This is a genomic window from Roseateles sp. UC29_93 (assembly GCF_042695725.1).
GTDB lineage: Bacteria > Pseudomonadota > Gammaproteobacteria > Burkholderiales > Burkholderiaceae_C > Roseateles > Roseateles noduli_A.
The window spans coordinates 2,043,799-2,070,686 of the sequence record NZ_CP170545.1 but is presented as its reverse complement, the minus strand read 5'-3'; the positions used below and the strand labels follow the sequence as shown (position 1 = coordinate 2,070,686).

The 26,888-nt window shown below is 68.8% G+C and carries 21 protein-coding genes, 1 tRNA gene and 1 pseudogene; 13 read left to right on the top strand and 10 right to left on the bottom strand.

Annotated features, from left to right (window positions below; translation table 11 throughout):
• Window positions 1-9: 9 nt before the first annotated feature.
• The 4 genes from ACFJIX_RS09660 to ACFJIX_RS09645 all read left to right on the top strand — a co-directional run bounded on the left by ACFJIX_RS09660 (window position 10) and on the right by ACFJIX_RS09645 (window position 6,953).
• A complete protein-coding gene (locus ACFJIX_RS09660) occupies window positions 10-1,839 on the top strand; it encodes an ATP-binding protein (RefSeq protein WP_377159471.1) in 1,830 nt (609 codons plus the stop codon).
• 180 nt (window positions 1,840-2,019) lie between these two features.
• Window positions 2,020-2,991 (top strand): AEC family transporter, encoded by a 972-nt coding sequence (locus ACFJIX_RS09655; protein WP_377159469.1) that lies wholly within the window; start codon window positions 2,020-2,022, stop codon window positions 2,989-2,991.
• Window positions 2,992-3,030: 39 nt separating this feature from the next.
• Complete coding sequence (locus ACFJIX_RS09650; protein WP_377159467.1) at window positions 3,031-3,897, top strand: GNAT family N-acetyltransferase; 867 nt, start codon at window positions 3,031-3,033, stop codon at window positions 3,895-3,897.
• A 167-nt stretch (window positions 3,898-4,064) separates the two neighbouring features.
• Window positions 4,065-6,953, top strand: a complete 2,889-nt coding sequence (locus tag ACFJIX_RS09645; protein WP_377159465.1) for a M16 family metallopeptidase — start codon at window positions 4,065-4,067, stop codon at window positions 6,951-6,953.
• 143 nt (window positions 6,954-7,096) lie between these two features.
• Here ACFJIX_RS09645 and ACFJIX_RS09640 read toward each other — a convergent pair whose 3' ends face one another.
• From ACFJIX_RS09640 to ACFJIX_RS09630, 3 genes are read right to left on the bottom strand one after another with little or no spacing between them, the layout of a single operon-like run.
• Complete coding sequence (locus ACFJIX_RS09640) at window positions 7,097-7,714, bottom strand: LysE family translocator (protein WP_377159463.1); 618 nt, start codon at window positions 7,712-7,714, stop codon at window positions 7,097-7,099.
• 17 nt (window positions 7,715-7,731) lie between these two features.
• On the bottom strand, window positions 7,732-10,098 hold the full coding sequence (locus ACFJIX_RS09635; RefSeq protein WP_377159461.1) for a M56 family metallopeptidase: 2,367 nt from the start codon (window positions 10,096-10,098) through the stop codon (window positions 7,732-7,734).
• Window positions 10,091-10,501 (bottom strand): BlaI/MecI/CopY family transcriptional regulator, encoded by a 411-nt coding sequence (locus tag ACFJIX_RS09630; RefSeq protein WP_377159459.1) that lies wholly within the window; start codon window positions 10,499-10,501, stop codon window positions 10,091-10,093. The genes ACFJIX_RS09635 and ACFJIX_RS09630 overlap by 8 nt, the downstream gene beginning before the upstream one ends.
• A gap of 217 nt (window positions 10,502-10,718) precedes the next feature.
• On the opposite strand from ACFJIX_RS09630, the gene ACFJIX_RS09625 reads away from it, so the two are divergent.
• On the top strand, window positions 10,719-11,993 hold the full coding sequence (locus tag ACFJIX_RS09625; protein ID WP_377159457.1) for a glutamate-5-semialdehyde dehydrogenase: 1,275 nt from the start codon (window positions 10,719-10,721) through the stop codon (window positions 11,991-11,993).
• 115 nt (window positions 11,994-12,108) lie between these two features.
• Here the strand turns inward: ACFJIX_RS09625 and ACFJIX_RS09620 are convergent, their stop codons facing one another.
• Entirely contained in the window at window positions 12,109-13,713 is a 1,605-nt protein-coding gene (locus ACFJIX_RS09620; RefSeq protein WP_377159455.1) for a DUF4139 domain-containing protein, read from the bottom strand.
• A gap of 101 nt (window positions 13,714-13,814) precedes the next feature.
• Between ACFJIX_RS09620 and queC the strand changes: the two genes are divergently transcribed.
• Window positions 13,815-14,582 carry a 7-cyano-7-deazaguanine synthase QueC gene (gene queC, locus ACFJIX_RS09615; protein WP_377159453.1) on the top strand — a complete coding sequence of 256 codons (768 nt, stop codon included), beginning with the start codon at window positions 13,815-13,817 and terminating at the stop codon, window positions 14,580-14,582.
• 32 nt (window positions 14,583-14,614) lie between these two features.
• Window positions 14,615-15,166, top strand: a complete 552-nt coding sequence (locus ACFJIX_RS09610) for a LemA family protein (RefSeq protein ID WP_377159451.1) — start codon at window positions 14,615-14,617, stop codon at window positions 15,164-15,166.
• Window positions 15,167-15,220: 54 nt separating this feature from the next.
• On the opposite strand, the gene folE is transcribed toward ACFJIX_RS09610, so the two are convergent.
• Window positions 15,221-15,940 (bottom strand): GTP cyclohydrolase I, encoded by a 720-nt coding sequence (gene folE / locus ACFJIX_RS09605; RefSeq protein WP_377159449.1) that lies wholly within the window; start codon window positions 15,938-15,940, stop codon window positions 15,221-15,223.
• A gap of 291 nt (window positions 15,941-16,231) precedes the next feature.
• Here folE and rsmB point away from each other — a divergent pair, with 291 nt between their 5' ends.
• From rsmB to ACFJIX_RS09575, 6 genes are all read left to right on the top strand, one after another.
• Window positions 16,232-17,566 carry a 16S rRNA (cytosine(967)-C(5))-methyltransferase RsmB gene (gene rsmB / locus ACFJIX_RS09600; protein WP_377161700.1) on the top strand — a complete coding sequence of 445 codons (1,335 nt, stop codon included), beginning with the start codon at window positions 16,232-16,234 and terminating at the stop codon, window positions 17,564-17,566.
• A 30-nt stretch (window positions 17,567-17,596) separates the two neighbouring features.
• The gene (locus tag ACFJIX_RS09595) at window positions 17,597-18,211 is read left to right on the top strand and encodes a DUF4390 domain-containing protein (protein ID WP_377159447.1); all 615 of its coding nucleotides are present in this window, start codon (window positions 17,597-17,599) and stop codon (window positions 18,209-18,211) included.
• A 71-nt stretch (window positions 18,212-18,282) separates the two neighbouring features.
• Window positions 18,283-20,529, top strand: coding sequence for an ATP-binding protein (locus tag ACFJIX_RS09590; protein ID WP_377159445.1), 2,247 nt, complete (start codon window positions 18,283-18,285; stop codon window positions 20,527-20,529).
• Window positions 20,530-20,542: 13 nt separating this feature from the next.
• Window positions 20,543-21,271, top strand: a complete 729-nt coding sequence (locus ACFJIX_RS09585) for a response regulator (protein WP_377159443.1) — start codon at window positions 20,543-20,545, stop codon at window positions 21,269-21,271.
• A 75-nt stretch (window positions 21,272-21,346) separates the two neighbouring features.
• Window positions 21,347-21,422, top strand: a tRNA-Phe gene (locus ACFJIX_RS09580).
• A 161-nt stretch (window positions 21,423-21,583) separates the two neighbouring features.
• Entirely contained in the window at window positions 21,584-21,871 is a 288-nt protein-coding gene (locus ACFJIX_RS09575; protein WP_377159441.1) for a DUF488 family protein, read from the top strand.
• A gap of 201 nt (window positions 21,872-22,072) precedes the next feature.
• Here ACFJIX_RS09575 and ACFJIX_RS09570 read toward each other — a convergent pair whose 3' ends face one another.
• The 5 genes and pseudogenes from ACFJIX_RS09570 to ACFJIX_RS09550 form a co-directional block, all read right to left on the bottom strand.
• Window positions 22,073-23,596 carry an N-6 DNA methylase gene (locus tag ACFJIX_RS09570; protein WP_377159439.1) on the bottom strand — a complete coding sequence of 508 codons (1,524 nt, stop codon included), beginning with the start codon at window positions 23,594-23,596 and terminating at the stop codon, window positions 22,073-22,075.
• Window positions 23,597-23,924: 328 nt separating this feature from the next.
• Window positions 23,925-24,359: a group 1 truncated hemoglobin gene (locus tag ACFJIX_RS09565; protein WP_377159437.1), complete on the bottom strand. Its 435-nt coding sequence runs from the start codon at window positions 24,357-24,359 to the stop codon at window positions 23,925-23,927.
• A gap of 54 nt (window positions 24,360-24,413) precedes the next feature.
• Window positions 24,414-25,297: pseudogene (locus ACFJIX_RS09560) on the bottom strand (DUF3034 family protein).
• Entirely contained in the window at window positions 25,297-25,716 is a 420-nt protein-coding gene (locus ACFJIX_RS09555; RefSeq protein WP_377159435.1) for a VOC family protein, read from the bottom strand. The pseudogene ACFJIX_RS09560 and the gene ACFJIX_RS09555 overlap by 1 nt, the downstream one beginning before the upstream one ends.
• Window positions 25,717-25,888: 172 nt before the next feature.
• Window positions 25,889-26,770 (bottom strand): ferritin-like domain-containing protein, encoded by an 882-nt coding sequence (locus ACFJIX_RS09550; RefSeq protein ID WP_377159433.1) that lies wholly within the window; start codon window positions 26,768-26,770, stop codon window positions 25,889-25,891.
• Window positions 26,771-26,888 lie beyond the last annotated feature (118 nt).

Sequence of the window (26,888 nt, the reverse complement as noted above, 5' to 3'; positions counted from 1 at the left end):
CATGCGGTCATGGGTCGATCGACGCTGAGCATCCAGACGCGGCTGGTCGCTGCGCTGAGCCTCAGCGCGACGGTGCTGGTGGGCTTGATCGGCCTGTACTGGGTCGACCGCCACGAGCACGAACTCAACGAGGCGCTGATCGAGCGCCAGCAGCGCATGGCGCAGCTGGTGGCGCGGGGCTTCGCGGAGCCGGTCTGGAACCTGGACAGTGCCGCGCTGTCGGAGCTGCTGGACGCCGTGATGGCGGATCCGGAGGTTCAGTCGATCACGCTGGCGGCGCCGGGGCTGGAGACGCTGCAGCGCTCGCGCCAGACGCCGGCAGTGCGGCCGCTCTCGCTCGAATTCGAGTTGAGCCACCGCGCCGGCGCGCAAGGCCCGGCGGGCGCGCTGGGCCGCGCGACGCTGGTCTACACGCGCAGCTACATCGACCAGACTCTGGGCGAGACGCGTCGACTGGTGGCCAGCCTGCTGGCGACGGTGCTGCTGGCGATCGGACTGACCAGCTACGTGCTGGTGCGACGGCTGGTGGAGCGCCCGGTCTCCCGCCTGCGCGGACTGGCGCAACGTGTGGCGAGCGGCGAGCTCGGCGCCCACATCGAGCCCGAGCATGCCGACGAGATCGGCGACCTGACCGAGCAGCTCAACGCGATGAGCGCCAAGCTGCTCGACTTCGCCGAAGGGTTGCGCAGCAGCGAGCAGCGCTACCGCAGCCTGTTCGAGAACGCGGCCGAAGGCATCTTCCAGGCCGATGGCCACGGACGGCTGCTGCGCGTGAACAAGGCGCTGGCGCAGATGCTGGGGCTGGGGCGTCCCGAGGACGCGCAAGGCGTGACCCTGCGGCGCATGGTGCGCATCGAACACCACGAGTACCGCCGGCTGGCCCGCGCGCTGGAGCGCCACCGGCTGCTGCAACAGGTGCCGCTGCTGGTCACGACGCGCGACGGCCGCGACCTGTGGGTCGAACTCAGCCTGCATCTGGTGCTGGACGGCGCGCCGCGCATCGAGGGCCTGGTCAGCGACATCACGCTGCGCCGGCTGGCGGAACAGGAACTGACGCAGCATCGCGACCACCTCGAGGAGCTCGTCACCGAGCGCACGGTCGAGCTGTCCCAGTCCAAGCAGCGCGCGGAAGCCGCGAACCAGGCGAAAAGCCGGTTCCTGGCGACGATGAGCCACGAGTTCCGCACGCCGCTGAATGCGATCCTGGGCTTCGCGCAGCTGCTGCAGATGGACAGTTCGCTCAGCCCGGCCCAGCAGCATCGCATCCGGCTGATGCGCGAATCGGGCGAACACCTGCTGGTGCTGATCACCGACCTGCTGGACGTCGCCAGCATCGAGGCCGGCAAGCTGACGCTGCAAATGAGCCCGCTCGACCTGCGGGCCCTGCTGGAGATCTGCAGCGAATCGATACGACCGCGCGCGGCCGAGAAGGGCCTGGCCTTCGCCGTGCAGCTGGACCCGCAACTGCCCTCGCGCGTGCGGGCGGACGGGCAGCGCTTGCGGCAGGTGCTGCTGAACCTGCTGTCCAACGCGGTGAAGTTCACCGACCACGGGCGCATCGGCCTCACCGTCGACGTGGTCGCGCAGGGGCCCAGCAGCCTGATGCTGCGCTTCACCGTCTCGGACACCGGCATCGGCATGGCGCCGGAGCAGATGGAGCGGCTGTTCCAGCCCTTCGAGCAGGTGGCGGACCAGTCGCGCCGCACCGGCGGCACCGGGCTCGGGCTGGCGATCAGCCAGCAACTGGTGCGGCTCATGGGCGGGGAGATCACGGTCGAGACCTCGCCCGATGAAGGCAGCAAATTCAGCTTCGCGCTGGAGCTGCCGCTGGCTTCCTGACACGGCCCTTCGGACTTCGCTTCGCCAGGCGCGGGCACTCCACGGTGCAGGGGGCATCCCTCCGGGAACCCCCAGCACCATTCCGGCCCCAGTGGTGATCGCTGACTTCGGCGTCGTTGGAGGACCGCGGTGTGCGGGCGGCGCGCGGTCGGGAGGTGCGCGGCGGCATACTCCTCCGCCATGACTGTCGTCCTGTTCTACAAGCTGCTGGCGATCTTCATCGCCGCGGGCATGGGGTGGTTCGTCGGGCACATGCGCTGGCTGGGGAAGGCCGGCGGCGAGAACGACCCGGCCCGCATCCTCTCGAACATCGCGTTCTATCTCTTCGTCCCCGCGCTGATGTTCCGCACCACCGCGCGCGTGGAGATCTCCGAATTGCCCTGGCTCACCGTGGCCGCGTTCTTCGCGCCGGTGGTGCTGATGCTGGTCGCCGTCTACCTGTACGAGCGCAAGCGCCACCCAGACAGCCCCGCCGCCCCCGCCGTGCGCAGCATCACCGCGAGCTTCGGCAACACGCTGCAGGTCGGCGTGCCGCTGGTCGCCGGCGTGTTCGGCGAGAGCGGCCTCGCAGTCCACATCACCGTGGTCAGCCTGCACGCGCTGACGCTGCTGACCATCGCCACCGTCCTCGTCGAGATGGACCTCGCCCGCCACACGCCCCACGGCGCGAGCCTGAAGCGGACCATCCTCACGACGATGCGCAACACCGTCATCCACCCGGTCGTGCTGCCGGTGCTCTGCGGCTTCGCCTGGCACGCCACCGGCATCCCGCTGCCCGCCGTGCTCGACGAGGTGCTGCAGATGCTGGGCAGCGCGGTCGTGCCGCTGTGCCTGGTGCTGATCGGGATGTCGCTGTCCTACTACGGCCTGCCGCGCGGCGCGATGCGCACGCTGCTCGGCCTGGCCGCGCTCAAGCTGCTGGTGCTGCCGGCGCTGGTGCTGGGCATCGCGCACTGGGGCTTCGGGCTGTCGGGCATGCCGCTCGCCGTCATCGTCATGATGGCCGCGCTGCCGCCGGGCTCGAACGCGATGATGTTCGCGCAACGCTATCGCACCCTCGAGGCCGAGGCCTCCGGCGCCATCGTGCTGGGCACGCTGCTGTTCGCGGCGACCGCGCCCATCTGGTTGGCGATTCCGGCGTGGCTCACGTGAACGGGCCTTCCGATCTTTGCCTCTGAACACAAGGACGACATGACGGAAACGATGACCACCTCGAGCGCAGACTTCTCCTTCGTCCGCGGCGACGAAGTCGCGCCGGAGATCCTCCACGCCGCGTTCACCGGCGCGTTCGCCGATTACCTGATCGGTCCGTTCCAGATCCCGTTCGCGCAGTGGCCGATGTTCCTCGCGCGTCAGGGCGTCGACCTGCCGCTGTCGCGCGTCGCGCTCGACGCGGCCGGCGAGCCGTTGGCCTTCGCGTTCGTCGCGCAGCGGCCGGTGTCGAATCGCTGGCGCCTCGCGACCATGGGCGCGCTGCCCGCCGCGCGCGGCACCGGAGCCGCGCCCGCGCTGCTCGATGACTTCATCGCCCGCGCAGCCTCTGCAGGGCTGCGGGCCGTGGAGCTCGAGGTCTTCGCGCAGAACGAGCGAGCGCGACGCCTGTATGAGGGACGCGGCTTCCGCAGGCAACATGACCTATTCGGCTTCGTGGCCGAGCCCGGCACGATCGCGCCCGCGCCCTCGACCACCGGCGCGCCTCATGCGATCGACATGCCCCATCTGCTGGGCTGGCTGGAAGCCGCCGAGCACCGCATTCCCGACCTGCCGCTGCAGGTGACCGCCGCCACGATCCGGCACGGCATCGACTATCACGGCTGGCAGACCGCCGACAGCCAGATCGTCTTCAGCCTGCCCGACGAGACCGTGATGGTCCACAGCTTCATCGCGCCGCGACCGGACGAAGCCCGCGCGCTGATCCAGGCCATCGCCGCGGTGTATCCGGAACGCCGCCTGCGCGTGCCGCAATTGCAACGCGAGGACCTTGGCGGTGCCACACTGCGCGCCTTGGGCGCCGTGCCGCAGCCGCTGCATCAACAACTGATGCTGCGCCCGCTGTGACGACGCTCGTTGGACAAGGCCTCGTGTTGACGAGGCCTTGACGTGGCACCGACCGCACGATCGGTTCCAACCCGCCAAACCTTGATCTTTCAGAGTTCCGGCACTTGTGAGGGAGGCCCGCTTTGGTTAGCGTGCCCCGCACCAACATTGAAGGGAAGCGTCCCACCATGCGATTCATGCCCGCGGCACCCGCCGCCATCACCCTGGCCGTCCTGACCGCCCTCGGCGGCGCCACCGCCACGTCGGCGGCCCTGGCGGCTCCGGCCGCGGCCGGCACCAGCGCCGTCACCACCGTCGGCGGCACGCTCAACGTGAAGCTGGAGAAGGTGAAGCTGGCCAACGGCTTCGAGGTGATCCTGGTCGAGGACCACCGCCTGCCGCTGGTGGCCTTCAACCTCTGGGTGCACGCCGGCCCGCGCAACGAGGCCCCGGGCCAGACCGGCTTCGCGCATCTGTTCGAACACCTGATGTTCGCCGGCACCCGCCACATCCCGCGCGGCACGGCCGACAAGATCATCGACGCCGCCGGCGGCACCGATTCCAACGGCTCCACCGACTTCGATCGCACGAACTACTTCTTCACGCTGCCCTCGAACCAGCTCGAACTCGGCCTGTGGCTGAAGTCGGACATGCTGGGCTACATGATCGACGAGGTCGATTCGGTGTCGCTGGCCAACCAGCAGGACGTCGTGCGCAACGAGCGCCGCCAGTCCGTCGAGAACCGCCCCTACGGCATCGTCGAGGAAGCGCTGTACCAGGCGCTGTTCCCCGAGGGCCATCCGTACCGCGCGACGGTGATCGGCTCGCATGCCGACATCCAGTCGATCAAGCTGAACGACGTCAAGGCCTTCGCCCGCAGCTACTACCGCCCGAACAACGCGACCCTGGTGCTGGCCGGCGACTTCGATCCCGCGCAGGCCAGGCAGCTGGTGCAGAAGTACTTCGGTCCGTTGAAGGCCGGTGACCCGGTGCCGCCGGTCAACGTCCCGCAGCCGAAGCTGACCGAGGAGAAGCGCGTCGAGGTGACCGACCGCATCGAGCTCCCCCGCCTGGACATCGCCTGGCACACGCCGGCCGTGTTCCAGCCCGGCGACGCGGAGCTGGACCTCGCCTCCCACGTGCTGGGCGGCGGCAAGTCCAGCCGCCTCTACAAGACGCTGGTCTACGACAAGCAGCTGGCGCAGTCGGTGCAGGTGCAGCAGTACTCGCTGTCGCTGGGCTCGGTGTTCTCGGTCGAGGTGATCGCGCGTCCCGGCAAGTCGCTGGACGAGATCCAGAAGATCGTCGACGACGCGGTCGCCGAGCTGTCCGTCAACCCGCCGACGCCCGAAGAGATGGTCCGCGCCCGCGCCGCCATAGAGACCAGCACGCTGGCGCGCCTGGAGAAGGTGCAGGCCCTGGCGGACCAGATCAACTACTACAACCAGCAGGCCGGCGACCCGAACTACATCGGCAAGGACCTGGCGCGTTACCAGGCGATCACGCCGGAGAAGATCCGCGACGTCGTCGCACAGCAGCTGAAGAAGAACGCGCGCGTCGTCGTGCTGGCGACGCCGGGCGAGCAGAAGCTGGCCGCTGAAGTCCCCACCCCGCCGGTGCCCGAGAAGGCCGCCAAGGGCGAGCGCGAGTCGATGAACGCCGACGTCGCCTGGCGCAAGACCCAGCCCAAGGGCGGCAAGGCCAAGGCCTCGGTGCTGCCGGAAGGCAAGCGCCTGACGCTGGCCAACGGGCTGACGCTGATCCACGTGCCGAACCCGGGCCTGCCGCTGGTGAGCGCGACGCTGGTCGTGCGCGCCGGCCAGACCGCCAACCCGGCGGACCGTCCCGGCCTGTCGAGCTTCACCGCCGGCATCCTGCAGCAGGGCACGCAGACGCGCACCGCGCAGCAGATCGCCGACGAGGCCGCCGCGCTGGGCGCGGCGATCAGCAGCGGCGCGGGTCGCGACGAGGCCCGCATCGAAGCCAGCAGCCTGAAGCGCAACTTCGCGCAGACGCTGGCGCTGATGGCGGACGTCACCCTGCACCCGGCCTTCGACGCCGCCGAGATCGCGCGCATGCAGAACCAGCGCCTGGCCGCGCTGCAGCAGCAGCGCGAGCAGGCGCCGGCCGTGGCGTCGGTCGTCTCCAACCGCGTGATCTACGGCGAAGGCCACCCGCTGGCCAAGGCCGCGATCGGCGACGAGGCCTCGATCAAGGCCACCGACGCCGCCGCGCTGCGTCAGTTCTGGGCGACACATTACCGGCCCGACCAGGCCGCCCTGGTGGTCGCCGGCGACATCTCGGCCGACGAGCTGAAGTCGCTGGCCGAGCGCCTGTTCGGCGGCTGGGCGCGTCCGTCGACGGCCGCCGCGGCCGTCAACGCCGCCGCGCCGCAGCCGGTCGCCGCCCGCGTGATCCTGGTCGACAAGCCGAATGCGCCGCAGACCGCGCTGAGCGTCGTCGCGCCCGGACCGAAGGCCGGCACGCCCGACGCCGAGGACATCAAGGTCATGAACGCCGCGATGGGCGGTCTCTTCACGTCGCGCATCAACACGCAGCTGCGCGAGGTCAAGGGCTACACCTACGGCATCTACTCGGCCTACACGATGAACCGCGACAGCGGCCTGTTCGGCATCCGCGGCAGCGTGCGCACCGACGTCACTGGTCCGGCATTGACCGACATGTTCAAGGAGATCGACGGCATGCGCGCCAAGCCCATGGGCGCCGACGAGCTGAACCGCGTGCGCAACGCGCAGCTGCTGGCCCTGCCGGGGCTGTTCGACACCAACCGCGTCGTGGCGTCGAGCTACGCCAGCGAATGGGCCGTCGGCGCGCCGGCGGACAGCATCACGTCGCTGCCGCGCAAGTACGGCGCCGTGAACGCCAGCAGCGCCTACAAGGCGACGAAGACCTACGTCGATCCGGCCGCGCTGATCGTCGTGGCCGTCGGCGACAAGGCGAAGGTGTTGCCGCAGCTGGAGGCCCTGGGGCGCAAGCCGCTGGAGATCCGCGACCTGCAGGGCGCGCCGGTGGATGTGACCGCGCCGTCGGCGCCGGCTTCGGCCGCGAAGCCGTGACGGTCAGGACCACTCCGCGCTGACATCGCGCGGACACCAACGACAACGGGCGCCTCGGCGCCCGTTTTCCGTTGTGTCGCTCAGTCGCTCAGCGGCCCGCCGTCCTGCGGGTCATCGCTTCATCGCTTCATCGCTTCGGCGGGTCAGCGGGTCAGCGGCAGCGCAGCGCCCATCATCGCGAACAGCGAGCCGCAGACGCGGTTGAAGCCGCGGCCGGAGCGCTCCAGCCAGGGGCGCACGCGGTGCGCGAGGCTGGCGATCAGGAATTCGACGATCGCCTCGGTGATGACGAAGGTCGCCGCCAGCCACACGAACTGCACCAGCAGATCGCGCTGAGGATCGATGAACTGCGGCAGGAAGGCGCCGTAGAACAGCAGCACCTTGGGATTCGAGACCGCCGACAGCAGCCCTTGCCGGAACAGCACGCGACCCCGTCTCTGCGCCGCGGAAGCGCCCTCGGCCGGACGCAGCTGGATGGCCGGCGAGCGCCACAGCTGGATGCCCAGCCAGATCAGATAGGCGCCGCCGACGATCTTCAGCACCAGCAGCGCGCTGGCGGTGGTCTGCAGCAGCGCGCCGATGCCCAGCATCGACAAGCCGATCAGCGCGGCGAAGCCGGTCGCGCCGCCCGCGATCGTCCACAGCGTACGACGGCTGCCGTGCGCCGCGCCATGCGCGAGCACGAGCAGGCTGTTGGGGCCGGGTGTCAGCGACAGGCCGATCACGGCCAGGAAGTAGAGGGTCCAGGTGTGCAGTGCCATGCCGGCGATTGTGCGCCTCAGGACGGCGCCAGGTGGTCGATCGCCGCCTCCACGCGGCCGCGGTCGTGCGTGCTCAGCCCGCGCGCCGCCTGCCGGTACTGCGTCAGCACGTCCGGATCCGCCGGCAGGTGTTCCGCCAGCGCGATCAACAGCTCGGCGCGGTCGAAACCGGCGCTCATGCTGCCCGTGGCCCGCAACACCTGCAGCGCGATCTCGCGATCGACCTGGGCCTCGTCCATCAGCGCGGTCAGCGCCGAGCGGCGGTCGAAGTCGCCCGAAAAGCTCCGCACCGCGTCGACATAGGCCGCGGCGTACGGCGCCGCATTCCCGCGCATCTGATGGGCCGCCGCCTCCAGCACGGTGCGCCGGTCGAAGTCGCCGCCGATCATGCCGCTCGCGGCGATCGCCGTGCGCAGGCGGTCCGGCGTGGCCTCGTGGTCCTCGTCGATCAGCGCGACGATGGCGGCCCGCTTGTCGAAGTCGCCGCCGAAGCCGCGCACCGCCTGCTGCCAGGCGGTCATCACGGCACCGTCGTTGACGAGCTGCGGGGACAGCGCCACCAGCACCTCGCGGCGGTCGAAGTCGCCCTTGAGCGTCGGGACCAGTTCCAGCAGCTCGCGCTGCTGGCCCGGCGCCAGCGTCCGATGCTGGATCAGCGCGATGAACGCGGTGCGGCGCTGGAAGTCGTCCTTCATCCGGCCGGCCAGCGCGATCAGTTGCGACAGGGTCTCGTCGCTCTGCGGCCCGCTCTCGAGCAGCGCCTCGATGCGGGTGCGGCGCGCCATCGCGTCCTGCGCCTTGCCGATGTCGGCGAGCGCCGCCTCGGTCCCGCCCTGGCGCAGCAGGCGCTCCACGCGCGGTCCGCTGCCCTGGACGCTTTCCGCGATCAGGCCGATCTGCCCGGCGATCCAGGCCTGCGCCGGTGCATCGATCGGCTTCGTGTCGCCATTGATCCAGAAGCGCCGCACCTGCCCGCCCTTGCCGTCGGCGGCGATCTCGACGCGGCGCGTCACGCCGTCGGCGCGCTCCATGATCGAGAGCTTGTCGTCGAGCGAGACGATGTCGGTCTCGTCGCCGTTGAATTCCAGGTCGCCCGAGTAGTTCACGCGACGTTCGACGCCATCGGCGATCACGACCTGCCGCGTGACCTTCATGCCGCTGAACGCCGACGAGAACGCACCGCTGACCCCGCTCAGGTCGACGTTGAGCCGCGGCGCCTTGCCGATGACCAGCATCGGCACGGCCAGCGCCACGGCGCACAGGCCGCCGGCGATCAGCACGCGTCCGAGACGGCGGCGGGTGGGCGTGGTGCCGGCCAGCGGCGTGCCCTCCAGCAGCGCGTCCATGCGCGTCATCAACGGGGACCGGGCGGCGGCCATCGCGCTGGCCAGCACCGGCATCGGCCGGGCGCCGCGTCGTCCGTCGGTCGCAGCGGTCGCGGCGGCCAGGTCCCGGGCGCAGACATAGAGGCCCTCGGCCAACGGCATCGCGCCGGCCTCGGCCGCGGCCCAGGCATCGCAGGCCAGCTCGGCGAGCAGGTCCAGCCGACGCATCGCCAGCCGGTTCATCGGCTGCAGCCAGCCGAGCTGCGACACCAGCCGGGCCGCCAGGCGCCAGGCCAGATCGCGACGGCGCAGGTGAGCGATCTCGTGCGCGAGGACCGCGACACGCTGCTGGCCATCGAGCGTGCGCATCAGGCGTGCGGGCGGGCAGATCTGCCCGCCCGGCGCGACCAGCGGACTGGCCCAGTGCGGGCTCACGCGCAGCGTCGGCGCGCGCACGCCGGCAATGCCGGCGAGTTCCGCGGCGGCCTGCTGAAGTTCCGGGTCGTCGCAGACCGGCAGCGCGCGGACCTGCCGACGCAGTCCCAACCAGCGGATCAGCGTCAGCCCGAGACCGAGCAGCGCGACCAGCGGCCAGGCCAGCAGCAGGGCGGCGAGACCCTCGCGCAGGAGCTCTCGGCGACGGGCCATCGCGTCATCGCCGATGTCGACGACGTGATCGGCGACGGCGCGGTCGGCGACGACCGACAGGGACTCGGTCGAACGCTCGACCGGTGTTGGGAGAGGCCCTGGCGTGGGCGAGGGAGCGGACGTCGACTCGTTCCCGACGCTCGTGGACAACGCGGCATCCAGGACGGGAGCGGCGCGCTCGCCCTGTTCATGCGCCGGCGCCCAGACCTCCGGCAACGCGACGCGCGTGACCTGCGTCAGCGGCTGCACGCTCGCCGTCAGCACCGCGCCGAAGAAGGCCGCGCGCCAGAACGCCTCGCGCCACGCGGGATGCTTCAGCCAGCCCGCGCGTTCCAGCGCCCAGACGCCGCCCAGCAGCACCGTGCTGTGCAGCAGGTAGTTCAACAGCCAGCCGGACAGGGCTTCAATCATGGCGGCCTCCCTTGCTCTTCAGCAGCGCGCGCATCCTGGCGAGGTCATCGTCGCCGAGTTCGCCTTCGGAGACCAGATGGCTCAACAGCGCCTCGGGCTTGCCGCCGAAGAGCGTGCTCAACAGCCCCGACACCATCGAACGCTGCACCTCCGGCTCGCTGACCGCGGCGCGGTAGACCAGCGCGCGACCGTCGCGCTCGCTGGCGATCAGGCCGCGCTTCTCCAGCCGCGACAGCAGCGTCGCCACCGTCGTGTGCGCCAGCGGGCGCTGCTGCTCGCGCAGCGCTTCCGCCACCTCGGCGTTGCTGGCCTGCCCTCGCGTCCACAGCACGCGCATCAGCGCCAGCTGCAGCTCGCTGAGCGACACGTCGCCCTTGCCGTCGTCGTTGATCGACTCGTCCATCGCCGGATCCCGTATTTCTACAACTGTCGTACTACAACTGTAGAAGATCGAGCCGACCTGCCGCAAGGTCCGGGCTCCTGGGACATACCCGTAGCCCTCCCCTCTCCCATGAGCCGCATGGACCGAGGACATGGCGGACACCGCGAAGGCTTGGCTATCGGCTTTCGATGGCCCCGGCGTCGCAGCGGCTGCGGGGCATCGGTCAGAATCCAAGACTATGTCCGACCTCAACGCCTACATGACCGGCGTCGGCGAGGCGGCCCGCGCGGCCGCGACGCTGATGGCCGCCGCTCCGACCGCCGCCAGGAACCTCGCCCTCCGGGCGCTTGCGCGCCGCCTGCGCGAAGCGGGCCCGGCGCTCGCGACCGCGAACGAACGCGACCTCGCCGCGGCGACGGCGTCCGGCTTGGAAGCGCCGATGGTCGACCGCCTGCGCCTGACCGCGAAGGTGCTGGCCACCGTCGCCGAAGGCTGCGAGCAGATCGCCGCAATGCCTGACCCCATCGGCGAGATCACCGGCATGAAGCGCCGCCCGACCGGGATCAGCGTCGGCCAGATGCGGGTGCCGCTGGGCGTGTTCGGCATGATCTACGAGAGCCGCCCCAACGTGACCATCGAGGCCGCCTCGCTGGCGATCAAGAGCGGCAACGCCTGCATCCTGCGCGGCGGCTCCGAGGCGCTGCACAGCAACCTGGCGCTCGCGGCGCTGGTGGCGGACAGCCTCGAGGAAGCCGGCCTGCCGCGCGACGCGGTGCAGCTGATCAACACGACCGACCGCGCCGCGGTGGGTCTGCTGATCGCGATGCCCGCCTTCGTCGACGTCATCATCCCGCGCGGCGGCAAGGGCCTGATCGAGCGCATCAGCCGCGAGGCGCGCGTGCCAGTGATCAAGCACCTGGACGGCAACTGCCACAGCTACGTCGACGCCGAGGTCGACCTGGACCTGGCGGTGACCGTCGTCGACAACGCGAAGACGCAGAAGTACAGCCCCTGCAACGCGACCGAGTCGCTGCTGGTCCACGCGAAGCAGGCAGCGGATTTCCTGCCCCGCATCGGCATGGTGTTCGCGGCCAAGGGCGTGGAGATGCGCGGCTGCGAGCGCACGCTGGCGCTGCTGGAAGCGGTGCCGCGCGACCTGCTCAAGCCCGCGACGCCCGAGGACTGGGACACCGAGTACCTCGCGCCCATCATCAGCATCAAGGTCGTGGACTCGCTCGACGAGGCCATCGCGCATGTCAACCGGCATGGCTCGCATCACACCGACGCGATCCTGACGACCAACCACGTCAGCGCGATGCGTTTCCTGCGCGAGGTCGATTCGGCCAGCGTGATGGTCAACGCCAGCACGCGCTTCGCCGACGGCTTCGAGTACGGCCTGGGCGCCGAGATCGGCATCTCCACCGACAAGTTCCACGCCCGCGGTCCGGTGGGCCTGGAGGGACTGACGTCGATGAAGTGGGTGGTGCTGGGTCAGGGCGAGATCAGGGGCTGATCCGGCCCGGGCCTCGACATCCGTGGGCAGGCAGGGCAGGGCAGGGCCGGGCCAGGCCGAGTCCCTGGCCCGATGCCGATGCCGATGCCGATGCCGGGCCCGAGGGTCAGGGCATTCAGGGCATGTTCGACACGTACTCGTCCTTCGGCGCGCTGATCCGGTAGACCGCCTGGAAGCGCTGCGTCTGGCCGGGTGCCAGCGGCAATTCCCACATCTGGATCCCGGGACGATCGCGCCAGCCGGCCGTCGTCACCGGCGGCGTGAATTGCGTCTGCACACGGACGTCCTCATGGTCCGGCACTGGCGCGGCCTCCAGCACCTGCAAGGTGACCGGGCGGCTGCGCAGGTTCTCGACCTGCCACTGACGCGTCAGCACGACCTCGCGACGCGAACCGATGAAGCCGCCGTTGGCGCCCTCGCGCTTGTCGGGTTCGACCCGCACGCGCAGCCGGTCGTCGAGACCGAAGGGCAAGGTCCAGGTCTTCTCGGTGCCGAACTGCAGCGGCACCTGCCCGATGAGCGCGTTGTCGCGGAACAGCTGCACCGGCCCCGTCGGCCACGAGCCCTGCGGACGCGGCAGCTCGGCGACGAGGTAGGCCGCCGGCTCGGTCTTGGGCTGCACGCGGGCGAGCAGGCGCGCCTCCGCGGTCGTCCGACCGAGGCTGACCGTCGATACCGCGCCATCGGCACGCAGCGTGACGCGCTGCGGCAGGTCGTATTCGGCGCCGAACTCGCCCTCGAAGACGCTCGGATCGAAGCTCAACGGCACCACCCGGGCGCCGGTGACCTCGACCTTCATGTCCGCCATCGCGGGCGCCATGGCCATGGCCGGCGCCGGAGACTCCCGGAAAAGACCGCGCGCGCTTGGTTTCGGGCGGTCGAGCTCCAGCGTCCACGGCTGCAGCGGATCGACCGCCACGCTCTGACGGGGTCGCACGGTCGACAACTTCAGCTTCACGTCGGTCCAGTCCTCGCCGCTGTTCTGCGCGATCTGCGCGAGGCGCTCGATGACGAGACCACCGGTCGCTGTGTCGAGCCGTGCGCGGTACTGCGGCTGCCAGCCAGCACCGTTCAGCCGGTACGACAGGCCGATGTCACCGCCATCGTTCGTCGACAGGCGCAGCGTCACCACCGATACCTGGCTGGAGGCCGTCGGCGCCGCAGCCTTCGCTGCCGCGAGGTCGTTGCCGATGTCGGTCAGCCGCTCCTTCAGCGCCTGGCGTTTCAGCGTCAATTCCTGGGCGTTGCGCCGCAGGGCTTCGAGGCTCGTGGCCAGCGCCGCGCCGGGCTTGGCCTCGCGATCCGACAGACCCTTCAGATAACCGAGCGCCAAGTCGACGCCGGCGATCTCGGCTTCGACGGCGTCGCGCTGCTGCTCGACCTCGCGGACGCGCGGATCGCGCTGGCGGCATTCGGTCAGGGAGTCGCGCGGCACGCGATCGATCTTGAGTTCGCCGAGGTTGATGCCCGGGGCGGCCTGCACCTGGATCGCATCGCGCTCCAGACCCGCCGGCAGGCACGCCAAGCGCGCCTGCGTTGCGCCGGCCGGCACGCGCGTGGTGCGCTCCACCTGCGCGCCGCCCGGATACAGCAGCACCTGGGCGATCACGGACGACCCCTGCGACGCAGCGCCTGCGGATGGGCCAGTCGCCGCGACGACCGGAACACTGAACGCTGCGATGCCAGCAGCGATCACCGACGCCATGAACACTCGTTGCATTGCTTTTCCTCCTGGAGGCCGACGACGCTATCACGGTGCTGGCACACTTCCGGCCTGCCGCATTCCCTGTCAACCGCTGGTCCCCTGGCTACCATTTCCCCATGTCCGACGCCGCCACCGCCCCGATTCCCGCTGTCCATGCCTCGCGCCGCAAGGCGTTGGTGCTGTTCTCCGGCGGCCAGGATTCCACCGCCTGCCTGGCCTGGGCGCTGGACCGCTTCGCCGAGGTCGAGACCCTGGGCTTCGACTACGGCCAGCGCCACCGGGTCGAACTGGACTGCCGCCAGACCGTGCGCGCGCAGATCACCGCGCAGTTCCCGCGGTGGGCCGCCAAGCTCGGCGAGGATCACCTGCTCGACCTGAGCCTGCTGGGCCAGATCTCCGACACCGCGCTGACGCAGGAGCGCGCGATCGAGCTGCAGGCCAACGGCCTGCCCAATACCTTCGTGCCGGGGCGCAACCTGCTGTTCCTGACCTTCGCCGCGACGCTGGCCTATCGCCGCGGCGCGTCGGTGCTGGTGGGCGGCATGTGCGAGACCGACTTCTCCGGCTACCCCGACTGCCGTGACAACACGCTCAAGGCGCTACAGGTCGCGCTGAGCCTGGGCCTGGACACGCCGATGACGCTGGACACGCCGCTGATGTTCCTGACCAAGGCGCAGACCTGGGCGTTGACGGAGTCGCTCGGCGGCGAGGCCTTCAACGAGCTGATCATCGAACACACCCACACCTGCTACCTCGGCGAGCGCAAGACCCGGCACGCCTGGGGCTGGGGCTGCGGTCACTGCCCGGCCTGCGAGCTGCGCGCCAAGGGCTGGAACGAGTTCCAGGTCGCCAAGTCGTCGGCCGGTCCGGCCGTCGCTCCGTGATCCCCGTCAGCGCCGTCAGCGCAGCCAGCACCGTGCAGGCGATTCACTGGAACTGGTGGCTGTGGGGTCTGGCCGCGGTGCTGGCCTTCTGGAGCATCGGCGCCTACAACCGCGTGATGCTGCTGCGCAATGAGATCGGGAAGGCCTACGCGCAGCTGGATGACGCGCTGACGCGCCGTTTCGCCCACGGCGATCTGCTGCTGGAACGGCTGCGCGAACGCCTGCCCAGCGAGCAGGCCAGCCTGGACGCGCTGGCCTCGACGCAGGCCGAGGCCCGGGCCGCCGCGCAGGCGGTGCGCGCCAAGCCCTATGCGGCGGATCCGGTGGCGCTGCTGGCGGTGGCCGCCGCCGTGCACGGCGCGGCGTTGACGCGGATGGTGTCGCTGGTCGAGCACCACGCGGAGCTGAGCGCCGATCCGGACCTCGGCGGCGCCGTCGACGAGCTCAAGATGATCGACCGCCAGCGGGCGTTCTCGCGGCAGGTCTTCAATCAGGCGGTCGACGCCTACAACGCGGCGATCCGGCAGTTCCCGACCCGCGTGCTGATGAGCTTCGTCGGCTTCAGCGAGGCGCGCAGCCTCTGAGCCGAAACGCGAAGGGCCCGCCAGGCGGGCCCTCGTCACCGATCGCGGGAGCGATCAGGCCTTCTTGTTCTTCATCAGCGCGAGGAACTCCGCGCGCAGCGTCGCATCCTTCAGGAACGAGCCGCGCATGACGCTGTTCGTCATCGTCGAGTCCATGTCCTTGACGCCGCGCCAGTGCATGCAGAAGTGGTCCGCATCCATCACGATCGCCAGACCGTCCGGCTTGACGCGGTCCTGCAGCTCGTTGGCCAGCATCACGACCGCCTCCTCCTGGATCTGCGGGCGGCTCATGATCCACTCGGTCAGCCGCACATACTTGGACAGGCCGATCAGGTTCGAGTGCTCGCTCGGCAGCAGGCCGATCCAGACCTTGCCGATGATCGGGCACAGGTGGTGCGAGCAGGCGCTGCGCACGGTGATCGGGCCGACGATCATCAGTTCGTTCAGACGCTCGGCGTTGGGAAACTCGGTCACCGGCGGCGGCGGCGCGTAGCGCCCGGCGAAGACCTCCTTCACGAACATCTTCGCCACCCGCTTGGCCGTCTCCTGCGTGTTGTGGTCGCTGTCGGTGTCGATCACCAGCGACTGCAGCACGTCCTGCATCCGCGCCTGCACCTCGGCCTGCAGTTGGTCGAGCTCGCCGGCCTCGATGAACTCGGCGATGTTGTCGTTGGCATGATGGCGCCGGCCCGCCTGGACCAGCCGGTAACGGATGCGGTCGGAAGCCGGCAGCGCTGCCAACTCTTCGGGGCTCAGGATGAGGGTGCTCGTCATGGGGCGGGATTGTCGCGGCATCTTCATGCCATTGCGAAAGCAAGGCTCTTGGGGGTAGCAAGGGGCCCTGGCGGGGCGCGGGGTTCCTCCTGCCGAGGCACTTGCTGGCGGGAGGCCTGGCGCGGGCTCTCCACGACTCAGGGGGCATCCCTCCGGGAACCCCCAGAGTCATTCCGGCCCCACAAGCGCACGCTGCCTTCGCCACTAAACTCCACCGGTGTCTGCCTCCTCTTCTCCTTCCCCTTCCTCGTCCAAGAACGCCGTGTCCGGCAGCGCCCGCCACTCCACCGGCTGCTGGCCGGTGCGGCCGATGCGGTCCAGGCCGTGCGCGACGGCCACTCGCTGACCGAGTGGCTCGCCCGTTCTCCTGCCGATATCCGCCCCGGCGTCCAGGCGCTAAGCTTCACCGTGTTGCGCCGGCTCGGCGCGGCGCAGGCGGTGCGCGCGGCGCTCGCTCCGAAGAACCCGCCGCCGCGCGTGGACGCGCTGCTGGTGACCGCGCTGGCGCTGCTCTGGCCCGGCGAAACCGCGTACGCCGATCACACGCTGGTGGATCAGGCCGTGCATGCGGTGCGGCAGCGCGCGCCCAACAGCGCGGGCTTCGTCAATGCGGTGCTGCGGCGCTTCCTGCGCGAGCGGGAGGCGCTGGTCGCCGCCGCCGAAGCGGATCCCGTCGCCCGCTTCAACCATCCGCGCTGGTGGCAGGACCGCCTTCGCAACGACTGGCCCGCCCAGTGGCAAGGCCTGCTGCAGGCCAACCAGCAGAAGCCGCCGATGACCCTGCGGGTCAATCCGGCGCACGACGACCTGGACGGCTACCTCGCCCGCCTGCGCGAGGCCGGCATCGCCGCGCACCCGGCAGGCCCGCTGTTCCCGCAGGCCGTCGTGCTCGACGAGCCGCGGCCGGTCCAGGCCCTGCCCGGCTTCGACGGCGGACATGCCTCGGTCCAGGACGCGTCCGCGCAGTTGGCCGCACCGCTGGTGCTGGGCCGCCGGCGCCCGCAAGACCTGTCCCCGGACGAGGCGTGGCCCGAGCTCGGCGAAGGCGCGCGGGTGCTGGACGCCTGTGCCGCGCCGGGCGGAAAGACGGCCCACCTGCAGGAACTCGCCGGCAACCGCCTCGATCTGCTGGCTTTGGACGCCGATGCCAAGCGGCTGGAACGGGTGAGTCAGAACCTGCAGCGCCTGAAGCTCGACGGCGCCGTGAAGGCCGCCGACGCCCGCGACACCGCCGTCTGGTGGGACGGCCGCCCGTTCGACGCCATCCTGCTGGACGCGCCCTGCAGCGCGTCGGGCATCGTGCGCCGGCATCCGGATGTGCGATGGCTGCGCCGGCCGGACGACATTCCGTCGCTCGCACGCATCCAGTCCGAATTGCTCGAGGCGCTGTGGCCGCTGCTCAAGCCAGGCGGGCGGCTGGTTTACGCGACCTGCTCGGTCTTCAAGGCCGAAGGCCAGGACCAGATCGACGCGTTTTTGCAACGCCATGGCGATGCGCGGTCGCGTCAGTTCGACCAGGGGGCCGGGCATCTGCTGCCGCTCGCAGACAATGGTCCGCAGGACTCCGCATCTGGCGCGGCGGCCGTCACCGACGGCTTCTATTACGCGCTGCTGCAGAAGACCTGACCCGAGAACTTCCCCCCTGCATCCGTCCGCGTGTCCCCGCCGTCCCGTCCCGTTCCGCTGCGTTCCTGGTGGCAGCGCCTGACCCTGGTCGGCGCGCTGCTGGCCTTGCACGGCTGGGCGCTGGCCCAGGGCGTGGCCTTGCAGGTGCTGAACGCGGAACGCGTCGAGGACGGCCTGGCCGTCAGTTTCAGCACCCGCTTCGAGTTGCCCCGGCAGGCCGAGGAGGCGCTGCTCAAGGGCGTGGCGATCTACTTCGTCGCCGAGATCCAGGTCTTGCGCAACCGCTGGTACTGGCGCGATGCGCGTGTCGCCCAGGCCAGCCGGACCTGGCGACTGACCTGGCAGCCGCTGACCCGTCAATACCGCGTCAGCACCGGCGGCCTGCACCAGAGCTTCGACACGCTCGGCGAGGCGATCTCGTCGCTGCGTGGCGTGTCCGGCTGGCGCGTGGCCGAGACCAAGGACATCGAGGACGATGGCCGCTATTACCTGGAGTTCAGCTACAAGCTGGACACCGCGCAGCTCCCGCGGCCGATGCAGATCGGGCTGGGCGGCAGCCAGGGCTGGGCCTTGAGCGTCGACCGCAATCTCACGCTGACCCTGGAGGCGCCGTCCACGCCGCCCCCCAACCGGCCGCAGCCTTGAACAGGCAGACCTTGCCGTCGTCTTCCTCCGTCGTTTTTCCGATCCCCCTGTTTCAGCAAGGACCCTGACCCGTGACCAAGTCGGCGCGCCTGGCGTGGTTGATCTCCGTGACCGCGATCGCGGGTGCCAGCGGCATGCTGGCCTTCCTGCTGTCCATCAGCACGACCGCGCAACGCGGCTTCCTGGAGCGCCATTACGTCTGGCTGTTCTGGGTCAACGTCGCGGTCGCCACCGCGCTGATCGTCGTCATCGGCGTCGCCGGCACGCGGCTCGCGCTGCGGGTGAAGCGCGGCCGCTTCGGCAGCCGCCTGCTGCTCAAGCTCGCGGGCATCTTCGCGATCGTCGGCGTGGTGCCAGGCTTGCTGATCTACACGGTCTCCTACCAGTTCGTGAACCGGAGCATCGAGAGCCTGTTCGACCAACGCCTCGCCAGCGCGCTGGAGGCGGGCCTGGCGCTGGGCCAGGACACGCTGGAAAACCTGCGCACCGAGCAGACCGTCCGCACCCGCGCCGCGGCCGAACGCTGGGAAGACGGCGCGCTGGCGCCACTGGCGCTGGAGCGGCTGCGCGATCAGCTGGGCGCGCGCAGCGTCGCCCTGGTCGCGGGCAACGGCCAGATCATGCTGTCCGCCGGCGGTGAGTCGAGCGAGATCCCAGCGCGGCCCAATTCCACGCTGATCTCGCAGGCGCGCAGCAACGGCATCGCCTCGCGGCTGGAAGGTCTGGAGGACGAGCAACTGGCGATGCAGGGCGAGGCGCGCATCCGCTCGCTGGCCCTGCTGCCGAGCAGCGCGCTGCAGCTGACCAACAGCGACCGCTATCTGATGGTCGTCAAGCAGATCTCCGGCAAGGTGATCAGCAACGCGCTGAACGTGTCGGCGGCGAACCAGGAATACCTGCAGCGCTCGCTGCTGCGCGACGGCCTGCGGCGCATGTACCTGGGCACGCTGACGCTGGTGCTGATCCTCGCGGTGTTCGCGGCGCTGCTGCTGGCGGTGGCGCTGTCCAACCAGCTGGTGCAGCCGCTGCTGCTGCTGGCCGAAGGCATGCGCGAGGTCGCGACCGGCGACCTGAAGGCCAAGCCGGTGTTCCGCTCGCGCGACGAGCTCGGCGGGCTGACGCGCTCGTTCGCGGACATGACGCAGCAGCTGGCCGACGCGCGCGCGTTGGTCGAGCACAGCGTGACGCAGCTCGAGAGCGCGCGCACGCACGTGCAGACCATCCTCGACAACCTGACGGCCGGCGTGATCGTGTTCGACGCCGATCGCCGCATCGAGACCGTCAACCCCGGCGCGACGCGCATCCTGAAGCTGCCGCTGTCGGCCTACGTGGGTCGGCCGCTGGAGGACCTGCCGGTGCTGGCGGTATTCGGCAAGGACATCTGGCAGCGCTTCGAACTGCAGAGCAGCCCCGAGGCCAGCGAGCGCGAGCACTGGCAGGATTCGTTCGAACTGCAGCTCGACGAGAAGACCGCGCTGACGCTGCTGGTGCGCGGCGCACTGCTGCCGCAGGGCGCGCGACTGCTGGTGTTCGACGACATCAGCGAGGTCGTGTCGGCGCAGCGCTCCGCCGCCTGGAGCGAGGTGGCGCGGCGGCTCGCGCACGAGATCAAGAACCCGCTGACGCCGATCCAGCTGTCGGCGGAGCGCTTGCAGTTCAAGCTCGAGTCCAAGCTCGAAGGCACCGATCAGGCGATGCTGGTGCGCTCGGTGGGCACCATCGTCAACCAGGTCCAGGCGATGAAGCAGCTGGTCAACGAGTTCCGCGACTATGCGCGGCTGCCCGCGGCCAAGCTCTCGCCGCTGGACCTGAACGCGCTGGTCGCCGAGGTGCTGACGCTGTACGCCGAAGCCCAGGAGGCGGGGCAGCTGAAGGCGGACCTGGCGACCGATCCGCCGCTGATGATGGGCGACGCGCCGCAGCTGCGGCAGGTGATCCACAACCTCGTGCAGAACGCGCTGGATGCGGTCAGCCATCGCCCGGACGGCCACGTGACGGTGCGGACCCAGAAGTCGTTGACCGAAGCCGGCGAGCTGCGGGCGCTGCGGCTGGTGATCGTCGACAACGGGCCCGGTTTCGCCGAGAACGTGCTGAAGCGCGCCTTCGAGCCTTACGTCACGACCAAGACCAAGGGCACGGGGCTCGGGCTTGCCGTGGTGAAGAAAATTGCGGACGAGCACGGCGCTCGCATCCGCTTGGTGAATCTCCCAGCAGCCAGCGGCGCCGATCAGCCGCCGAGCGGCGCACAAGTTTCGTTATCATTTTCAAAACTCGCGACTGCACCGAGCCCTGCGCAGGACGCGCGCTCGGCCGCGTGAACAGTAGGCATACATGGCAACCATTCTTGTTGTTGACGACGAACTGGGCATCCGCGCCCTCTTGTCCGAAATCCTCTCCGACGAGGGGCACACCATCGAACTCGCGCAGAACGCCCAGCAGGCGAGGGCGAGCCGCGAGCGCTCGCGTCCCGACCTTGTGCTGCTGGACATCTGGATGCCGGACGTCGACGGCATCACGCTGCTCAAGGAGTGGGGCAGCACCGGGCAGTTGACGATGCCGGTCATCATGATGAGCGGCCACGGCACGATCGACACGGCGGTCGAGGCGACCAAGTTCGGCGCGATGGCCTTCCTGGAAAAGCCGATCACGCTGCAGAAGCTGCTGCGCGCGGTCGAGCAGGCCCTGGTGAAGACCGCGCCCCGCCCGGCGCCGCCGGCGGCGCCGGTGATCGGGACGGCGATCGGCAACAGCTATCCGCGTCCGGAGACGCTGCCGCCCATCGCGGCCGGCACGCTGCCGGTCCAGACGGCCGGCCTGGCCCCGGTGACGCCGCTGCCGCATCAGGGCCTGGCTTCCGAACAGGTCTTCGAACTGGACCGCCCGTTGCGCGAGGCGCGCGATGCGTTCGAGAAGAGCTACTTCGAATTCCACCTGGCCAAGGAGAACGGCTCGATGACCCGCGTGGCCGAGAAGACCGGCCTGGAACGCACTCACCTGTATCGCAAGCTCAAGCAACTGGGCGTCGATTTGTCGAGAAACAAGCGAGGCAGCGGAATTTAGTGCTATAGTCGCTGTCTTCGTTGTTCGGCACAGGCCGCAAGACCTGGAACAACGGAGCGAGAGACACAGTCTCACGGCCAAGTAGCTCAGTTGGTAGAGCAGCGGATTGAAAATCCGCGTGTCGGTGGTTCGATTCCGCCCTTGGCCACCAGAATAGAAAGCCCCAAGCGCCGCAACGCGTTAGGGGTCGCAGAGAAGCCCGGCAGCGACCGGGCTTTTTTGCGCCCGAATGATGCGCAGTCCGCGTACCGCTTTCCCTCGTGTGGATTCCGGTCAGGCGCGCTACGCTGACCGAAACCAGACTCAGGCACCATGGCGGCTTCCGCGCTCTACACCTTCGGCTACGAGGGCCTAACTATCGAGGCGTTCATCGAACGCTTGAAGCAGGCCCGCGTCCAGCTGATCGTGGACGTGCGCGAGCTGCCGCTGTCACGCAAGAAGGGCTTCTCCAAGACGGCCTTCCGCGAGGCGCTGGCGGCCGCAGGCATCGCCTACGAGCACCGGGCCGCACTGGGATGCCCTAAGCCCGTGCGTGACCGCTACAAGGCCGATGGCGACTGGCAGGCCTACACCAAGGGCTGCCACTTCTTGAATTGCTGATCGTCTTCCACCAGCCGGAAGGGCACGGGGAACAGGCGGACAAGCCGCCCCATCCTCCGCCATGCCGGCCACGCACGACGTCTCCACGTAGCGCGCGCTGGGCGAGGGGTAGGTCTTGCAGAGGATCAGGATGCGTTGGTGGTCTGTTGCCACTTGAGTCTCCCTGTGAAGCTGCGGGTCCGCGACATGTTGAACGAACTATCAGGCCACAGCTGCCTCCACTAGTGCCACGGCCAGTTGGGCATGCTTGGTGCGTGCAGCAGCGATGTGGGTCTTGAGCTGGTCGCAGATGTCGAAGAGCACATGGATTGCGGCGACGATTCGGCGTTGTTCTTCGACGGGCGGGACGGGAATCAACATGTTCTGCATCGCTGTGCCGTTCACGTTTGCCTGACCACACTGCTGCTTTAGCAGTGGATTGATCTGCGTCGCGCGGAAGTACGGCGCGTTCATTGCGAAGTTGACGTAATCCGCAGAGATGAACTCCGGATCGAAGCGAAGACGGATCAGGTACGACGCGAACGAGTAAGTGGCAGGTGGACCTTTGAAGATGCCTGTCTTGCCGACTAGTTCTGCACTGTTGGTTCGGTTGTAGAGGAGGTCATTGGAGTTCAACAGCAGATCTGGAAGTCCTTCTGTCTCGAACCCGACGCGGGCTGCGGTGCCCAGAATGACCTCGCCGTCTTGGACATCCCCCATCTTCAGAACCTGGACCCCCTCTGATACGCCGTCCTTGACGGCCGGCGGCGCGCGCAGCACCTGGAGCACCAAGTCTTCAAGCGGGACGAGATCGTCGCCGAGACTGTGAATGCGTCGGGTGTACCGCGTAGGCATCAGCGAGTAGTCGCACGAGGCGATCTCGGGTGCTATCGCGTCGGTCGCCAGCTGAGGGACGTCGTCGTGACCCTCGTAGTAGTCCATCACGCCGGCGACGTCGAGGTCCTTCCCGAAGCGCTGCTTGACTCGACCTTCGATCGTCTGGCCACTGATGTCTAGCATGCGAACGTTGGGTTCCGCGCGGGCATCGAGTACGAGCAAGCCGCCGGGAATGTTGGTCATGCCCATCAAGCCCGGTGGCAGGTTCAGAACTGCTGAGATCTGATTCTTGGGCTCGACCAGCTCTTGGCGTAGCTTGGACTCCTGGCCTTGGCCGAAGAGGAAGCTGTGCGACGTCAGAAAGACGGCGCGCGACTCGACTTGGGGCCACATGGCAGCAATGCTCCAGGCTTCCGCACGGTCAACATCGTCCACATGCGTGCGCAGAAATCGATGCTGCTTGAACTGGTAGCTCCAGCCTGGCGGGTACATGCCATGCTCGACGCGGAGACCCCACGGCGGAGCGCAGTAGCAGTGGCTAATCTCATCTCGCCCAGCGCCCGCCTCGCCCACGGTGCGCAGGAGACTAAGGCTCGATGGCTGACGGAGATCAGCTTCAAGCGCCAGGATCAGAGAGGCCAAGCCGGCGTCACGCTGACCGGGTCCGCCAAGAACCACTTGCGCCCCGGCCCGGACAAGTCGAGCGCAGATCTGGCCGCTGTGATCGTATGGAACCCAAACCTTGTGGCCCCGTTCTGCGCCCAGGACACGGACAACCAAGTCGCACAACGATGGCTCATACGACCATGGCAGTTGATGCCCGAAGCGTTGGCGGAGATGCCAGATCGCGTCCGTGAAACCCCAGCCTTCGTCCGGCAACTGGTCGACGACCGAGCGAACGATGGCCATCGCCTGAGGTGTGGCGCCTACATCTGCTCGAAGTCCGCTGAGTTCGGCGCACAACTCCATGGGCAGGCCCGCCCGCTCAAGCACAGCCCAACCTTCGACGTCGGCGAACTGCTCAAGCTCGACGTCGGTGTGGTGAAAGTCGTCTCGCCAAACGGCAGGCGGCTTCCGAGGTTTTCAGGGTGCTTGGCGCCCAACTTGAAAATCCGCGTGTCGGTGGTTCGATTCCGCCCTTGGCCACCAGATTCAAGAAAGCCCGGCTCTGCCGGGCTTTCTGCTTTCTGCCTCGACGCGCCAGTCAGGCCATCGAGGGCACGGCTCCCACCGCGCCTCAGCGCGTGATGATGTCCCGATGCATCGGCGCGAGCAGCGCCAGCAACCGGTTCTGCACCGCGAATGGCACCTGCTGGTCGTCCATCGCGAACTGCAGATCCTCGACCAGCGCATTGAAGTCGGCCTTGGTCAGCGCCAGGTGGGCGTGCGAGTTCTTCATCGTCTCGCCCTCGTACTTACACGAGCCACCGCTGAGCACGCAGAACTGGTTGCGCAGCGACTCCTTCAGCGCCTTCGGATTGACGCCATCGAACTTCTTCTGGATGCGCGGATCCGCATAGGCGCGATCGACCATGCCGTCGACGATCCGGGCGATGCCTTCATCGCCACCGAGCGAACGGTACAACGCGTCGTCCGTTGCGTGCGCATGCACACCGACGCCGATCAGCAGCGCCAGCGCGCTTGCCGTCCACAGTCTTCGAGCAGATCGCATCGTCCAGGCCTCCTCGTCGATTCGTCGTGATGGCGATTTGGCGTCGCGCCGGGATCAGTACGCGAACTGGATCGACCCGTAGACACCGCGCTGTCTCCGCGGCTGGATGCCGGGCACCACACGGCCGAGGTCCACATAGGCCGCCGTCAGCGAGACGTGCTTGTTCGGCGCCCAGGCGACGAACACGTCCTTCCAGTCATCCTCGCGCAGCCCGTCGCCGAGGATCGACGGTAGAGCTTGTCGGGCTTCATGCGGTACTCGGCGCCGATCGCCCACTGCTTGTTGATCAGGTACGCGATCGACACCTCAGGCATCAGCGAGTACCGGCTGCTCGCCGTGCCGCCGAAGCCCAGCAGACCGTTCTGGTTGGCCCGCGTCGCGCGCAAGGTCACGTTCACCAGCGTGCTCTGCGCCAGGAACAGCTTGGTGGCGCTCGGATAGACGTCGACGCCGTTGCGCTTCGCACCGAGCGCGCTCAGCGTCGGCGCAAGGCCGCCGGCATCCAGATGCTTGTATTCGACACCGAGCGCAATCTGCGGCATCCAGGTGTCTGCGTCCAGCACGGCGTCTCCACCCAGCCGGACCTTCGCACCGAGAATCGTCTGCTTCAGCTGGAGCCCCGGGAGACCCAGTGCCGCGCCCGTGCCGCCGGCGCTGAAATCCTGTTTCGCGATCGACAGCTCGGCGCGCTCGCCGAAGGCCACGGACGCGCCGTAGCCGGACAGGCCGTAGTCCTGCACCGGCAGGCGCGTGAAGTAGGCCGTGGCGCCGACCTGGCCGCTGGTGGCATAACTCCCGGTCAGGGCCCAGGGGGTCAGGCCGCCACCGGCAGCGCCGTCGATGCTGCTCACCCCGCCGGTCAGCAGCAGCTTGCCCTGTGCCTGCGCGGCACAGGCCAGCGGCACGGCCAGCAGCAAGGGGACCAGCGATCGAAGCATCACCAGGCGCCGACGTTGGGCAGGGAGATCCACGGCTCGGCCGGCGGCAGCGCGGGGCCGTCCTGCAGCAGTTCGACCGAGATGTTGTCGGGCGAGCGCACGAAAGCCATGCGGCCATCGCGCGGCGGACGGTTGATCGTCACGCCGGCGTCCATCAGCCGTTGGCAGGCGGCATAGATGTCCGGCACCGCGTAGGCCACGTGGCCGAAGTTGCGACCGCCGGTGTAGACCTCGGGATCCCAGTTGTAGGTGAGTTCGATCTGGGCATCCTCGTCACCGGGCGCGGCGAGATAGACCAGCGTGAAGCGGCCGGCCTCGTGCTCGCTGCGGCGCACTTCCTGCAGGCCGAGCGCGTCGCGGTAGAACTTCATGGACGCTTCGATGTCGGTCACTCGGACCATGGTGTGCAGATACTTCATGAGCGGTCGGCGGATGGCGTTGGAAGGAAGGGGGAAGGGAATGATGCATTGTGGCCGCGGCGGGCCTGGTGCGCATGCGCCAGGGCCATGTGCGAGGACCGCCTCGGTGCGGCCACGACAAAAGAAAAGGCCCGCGTCAGCGGGCCTTCGTGCGAGCGGCGGGCTCGGAGGGTCAGGTCGCCTTCGGCGCCGCGTCGCCACCCTGCGCCTGTTGCGCCGCCTGGGCCAGGCGCTGCGTCAGTTCCTTGCGGAAGCGGTTCAGCTCCTGGACGCTGGCGAAGCTGCGCTCCATCAGCAGGCTCATGTTGTGCAGGATGCGTTCGACCACCTTGTTCTCCCACACGGTGTCGAACTGGATCTGCTTGTCCAGCCAGCGCTCCAGCCATTCCGGATCGGGCAGGCGGCTCTGGATGGTGTCGCGCGGGAACAGCTTGGCGTTCACATGCAGATTGGTCGGATGCAGCGCCTGGGCCGTGCGGCGCGCGCTGGCCATCAGCACGCCGACCTTCGCGAACGCGGCCTTGGCCTCGTCGCCGAACTTGGTCATCGCGCGCTTCATGTAGCGCAGGTAGGCGCCGCCATGGCGGGCCTCGTCGCGCGACAGGGTCTCGTAGATCGCCTTGATGACCGGCTCGGTGTGCCATTCGGCGGCACGGCGGTACCAGTGGTTCAGGCGGATCTCGCCGCAGAAGTGCAGCATCAGCGTTTCCAGCGCGGGGGCCGGGTCGAACTCGAAGCGCACCTCGTGCAACTCCGCTTCGGTCGGCACCATGTCCGGACGGAAGCGGCGCAGGTACTCCATGAGCACGAGCGAGTGCTTCTGCTCCTCGAAGAACCAGACGCTCATGAAGGCCGAGAAGTCGCTGTCGTCCTTGTTGTCGCGCAGGAACATCTCCGTGGCAGGCAGCGCGGACCACTCGGTGATCGCGTTCATCTTGATCGTGCGCGCCTGGTCGTCGGTCAGCTTGGACGCGTCGAACTTGTCCCACGGGATATCCGTGTCCATGTTCCAGCGCACGGCCTCGAGTTGCTTGAAGAGTTCGGGATAAAGCATCTGTCTGCGTCCTGTTGAGCGCGGCGGATTCTACCGGTCGCACCATGACATTCCCTTACGCCATCCGCCCGTGGGGCGATCTGGCCTAATCGCGCTTCCAACGGACCTGAAGCCACGC

What these genes read in the sequence shown, in the direction of transcription:
- ACFJIX_RS09660 (WP_377159471.1), top strand. Translation starts at nt 10, where the DNA reads ATGGGTCGATCGACGCTGAGCATCCAGACGCGGCTGGTCGCTGCGCTG.
- ACFJIX_RS09655 (WP_377159469.1), top strand. Translation starts at nt 2,020, where the DNA reads ATGACTGTCGTCCTGTTCTACAAGCTGCTGGCGATCTTCATCGCCGCG.
- ACFJIX_RS09650 (WP_377159467.1), top strand. Translation starts at nt 3,031, where the DNA reads ATGACGGAAACGATGACCACCTCGAGCGCAGACTTCTCCTTCGTCCGC.
- ACFJIX_RS09645 (WP_377159465.1), top strand. Translation starts at nt 4,065, where the DNA reads ATGCGATTCATGCCCGCGGCACCCGCCGCCATCACCCTGGCCGTCCTG.
- ACFJIX_RS09640 (WP_377159463.1), bottom strand. Translation starts at nt 7,714, where the DNA reads ATGGCACTGCACACCTGGACCCTCTACTTCCTGGCCGTGATCGGCCTG.
- ACFJIX_RS09635 (WP_377159461.1), bottom strand. Translation starts at nt 10,098, where the DNA reads ATGATTGAAGCCCTGTCCGGCTGGCTGTTGAACTACCTGCTGCACAGC.
- ACFJIX_RS09630 (WP_377159459.1), bottom strand. Translation starts at nt 10,501, where the DNA reads ATGGACGAGTCGATCAACGACGACGGCAAGGGCGACGTGTCGCTCAGC.
- ACFJIX_RS09625 (WP_377159457.1), top strand. Translation starts at nt 10,719, where the DNA reads ATGTCCGACCTCAACGCCTACATGACCGGCGTCGGCGAGGCGGCCCGC.
- ACFJIX_RS09620 (WP_377159455.1), bottom strand. Translation starts at nt 13,713, where the DNA reads ATGCAACGAGTGTTCATGGCGTCGGTGATCGCTGCTGGCATCGCAGCG.
- queC (WP_377159453.1), top strand. Translation starts at nt 13,815, where the DNA reads ATGTCCGACGCCGCCACCGCCCCGATTCCCGCTGTCCATGCCTCGCGC.
- folE (WP_377159449.1), bottom strand. Translation starts at nt 15,940, where the DNA reads ATGACGAGCACCCTCATCCTGAGCCCCGAAGAGTTGGCAGCGCTGCCG.
- ACFJIX_RS09585 (WP_377159443.1), top strand. Translation starts at nt 20,543, where the DNA reads ATGGCAACCATTCTTGTTGTTGACGACGAACTGGGCATCCGCGCCCTC.
- ACFJIX_RS09575 (WP_377159441.1), top strand. Translation starts at nt 21,584, where the DNA reads ATGGCGGCTTCCGCGCTCTACACCTTCGGCTACGAGGGCCTAACTATC.
- ACFJIX_RS09570 (WP_377159439.1), bottom strand. Translation starts at nt 23,596, where the DNA reads ATGGCCATCGTTCGCTCGGTCGTCGACCAGTTGCCGGACGAAGGCTGG.
- ACFJIX_RS09565 (WP_377159437.1), bottom strand. Translation starts at nt 24,359, where the DNA reads ATGCGATCTGCTCGAAGACTGTGGACGGCAAGCGCGCTGGCGCTGCTG.
- ACFJIX_RS09555 (WP_377159435.1), bottom strand. Translation starts at nt 25,716, where the DNA reads ATGAAGTATCTGCACACCATGGTCCGAGTGACCGACATCGAAGCGTCC.
- ACFJIX_RS09550 (WP_377159433.1), bottom strand. Translation starts at nt 26,770, where the DNA reads ATGCTTTATCCCGAACTCTTCAAGCAACTCGAGGCCGTGCGCTGGAAC.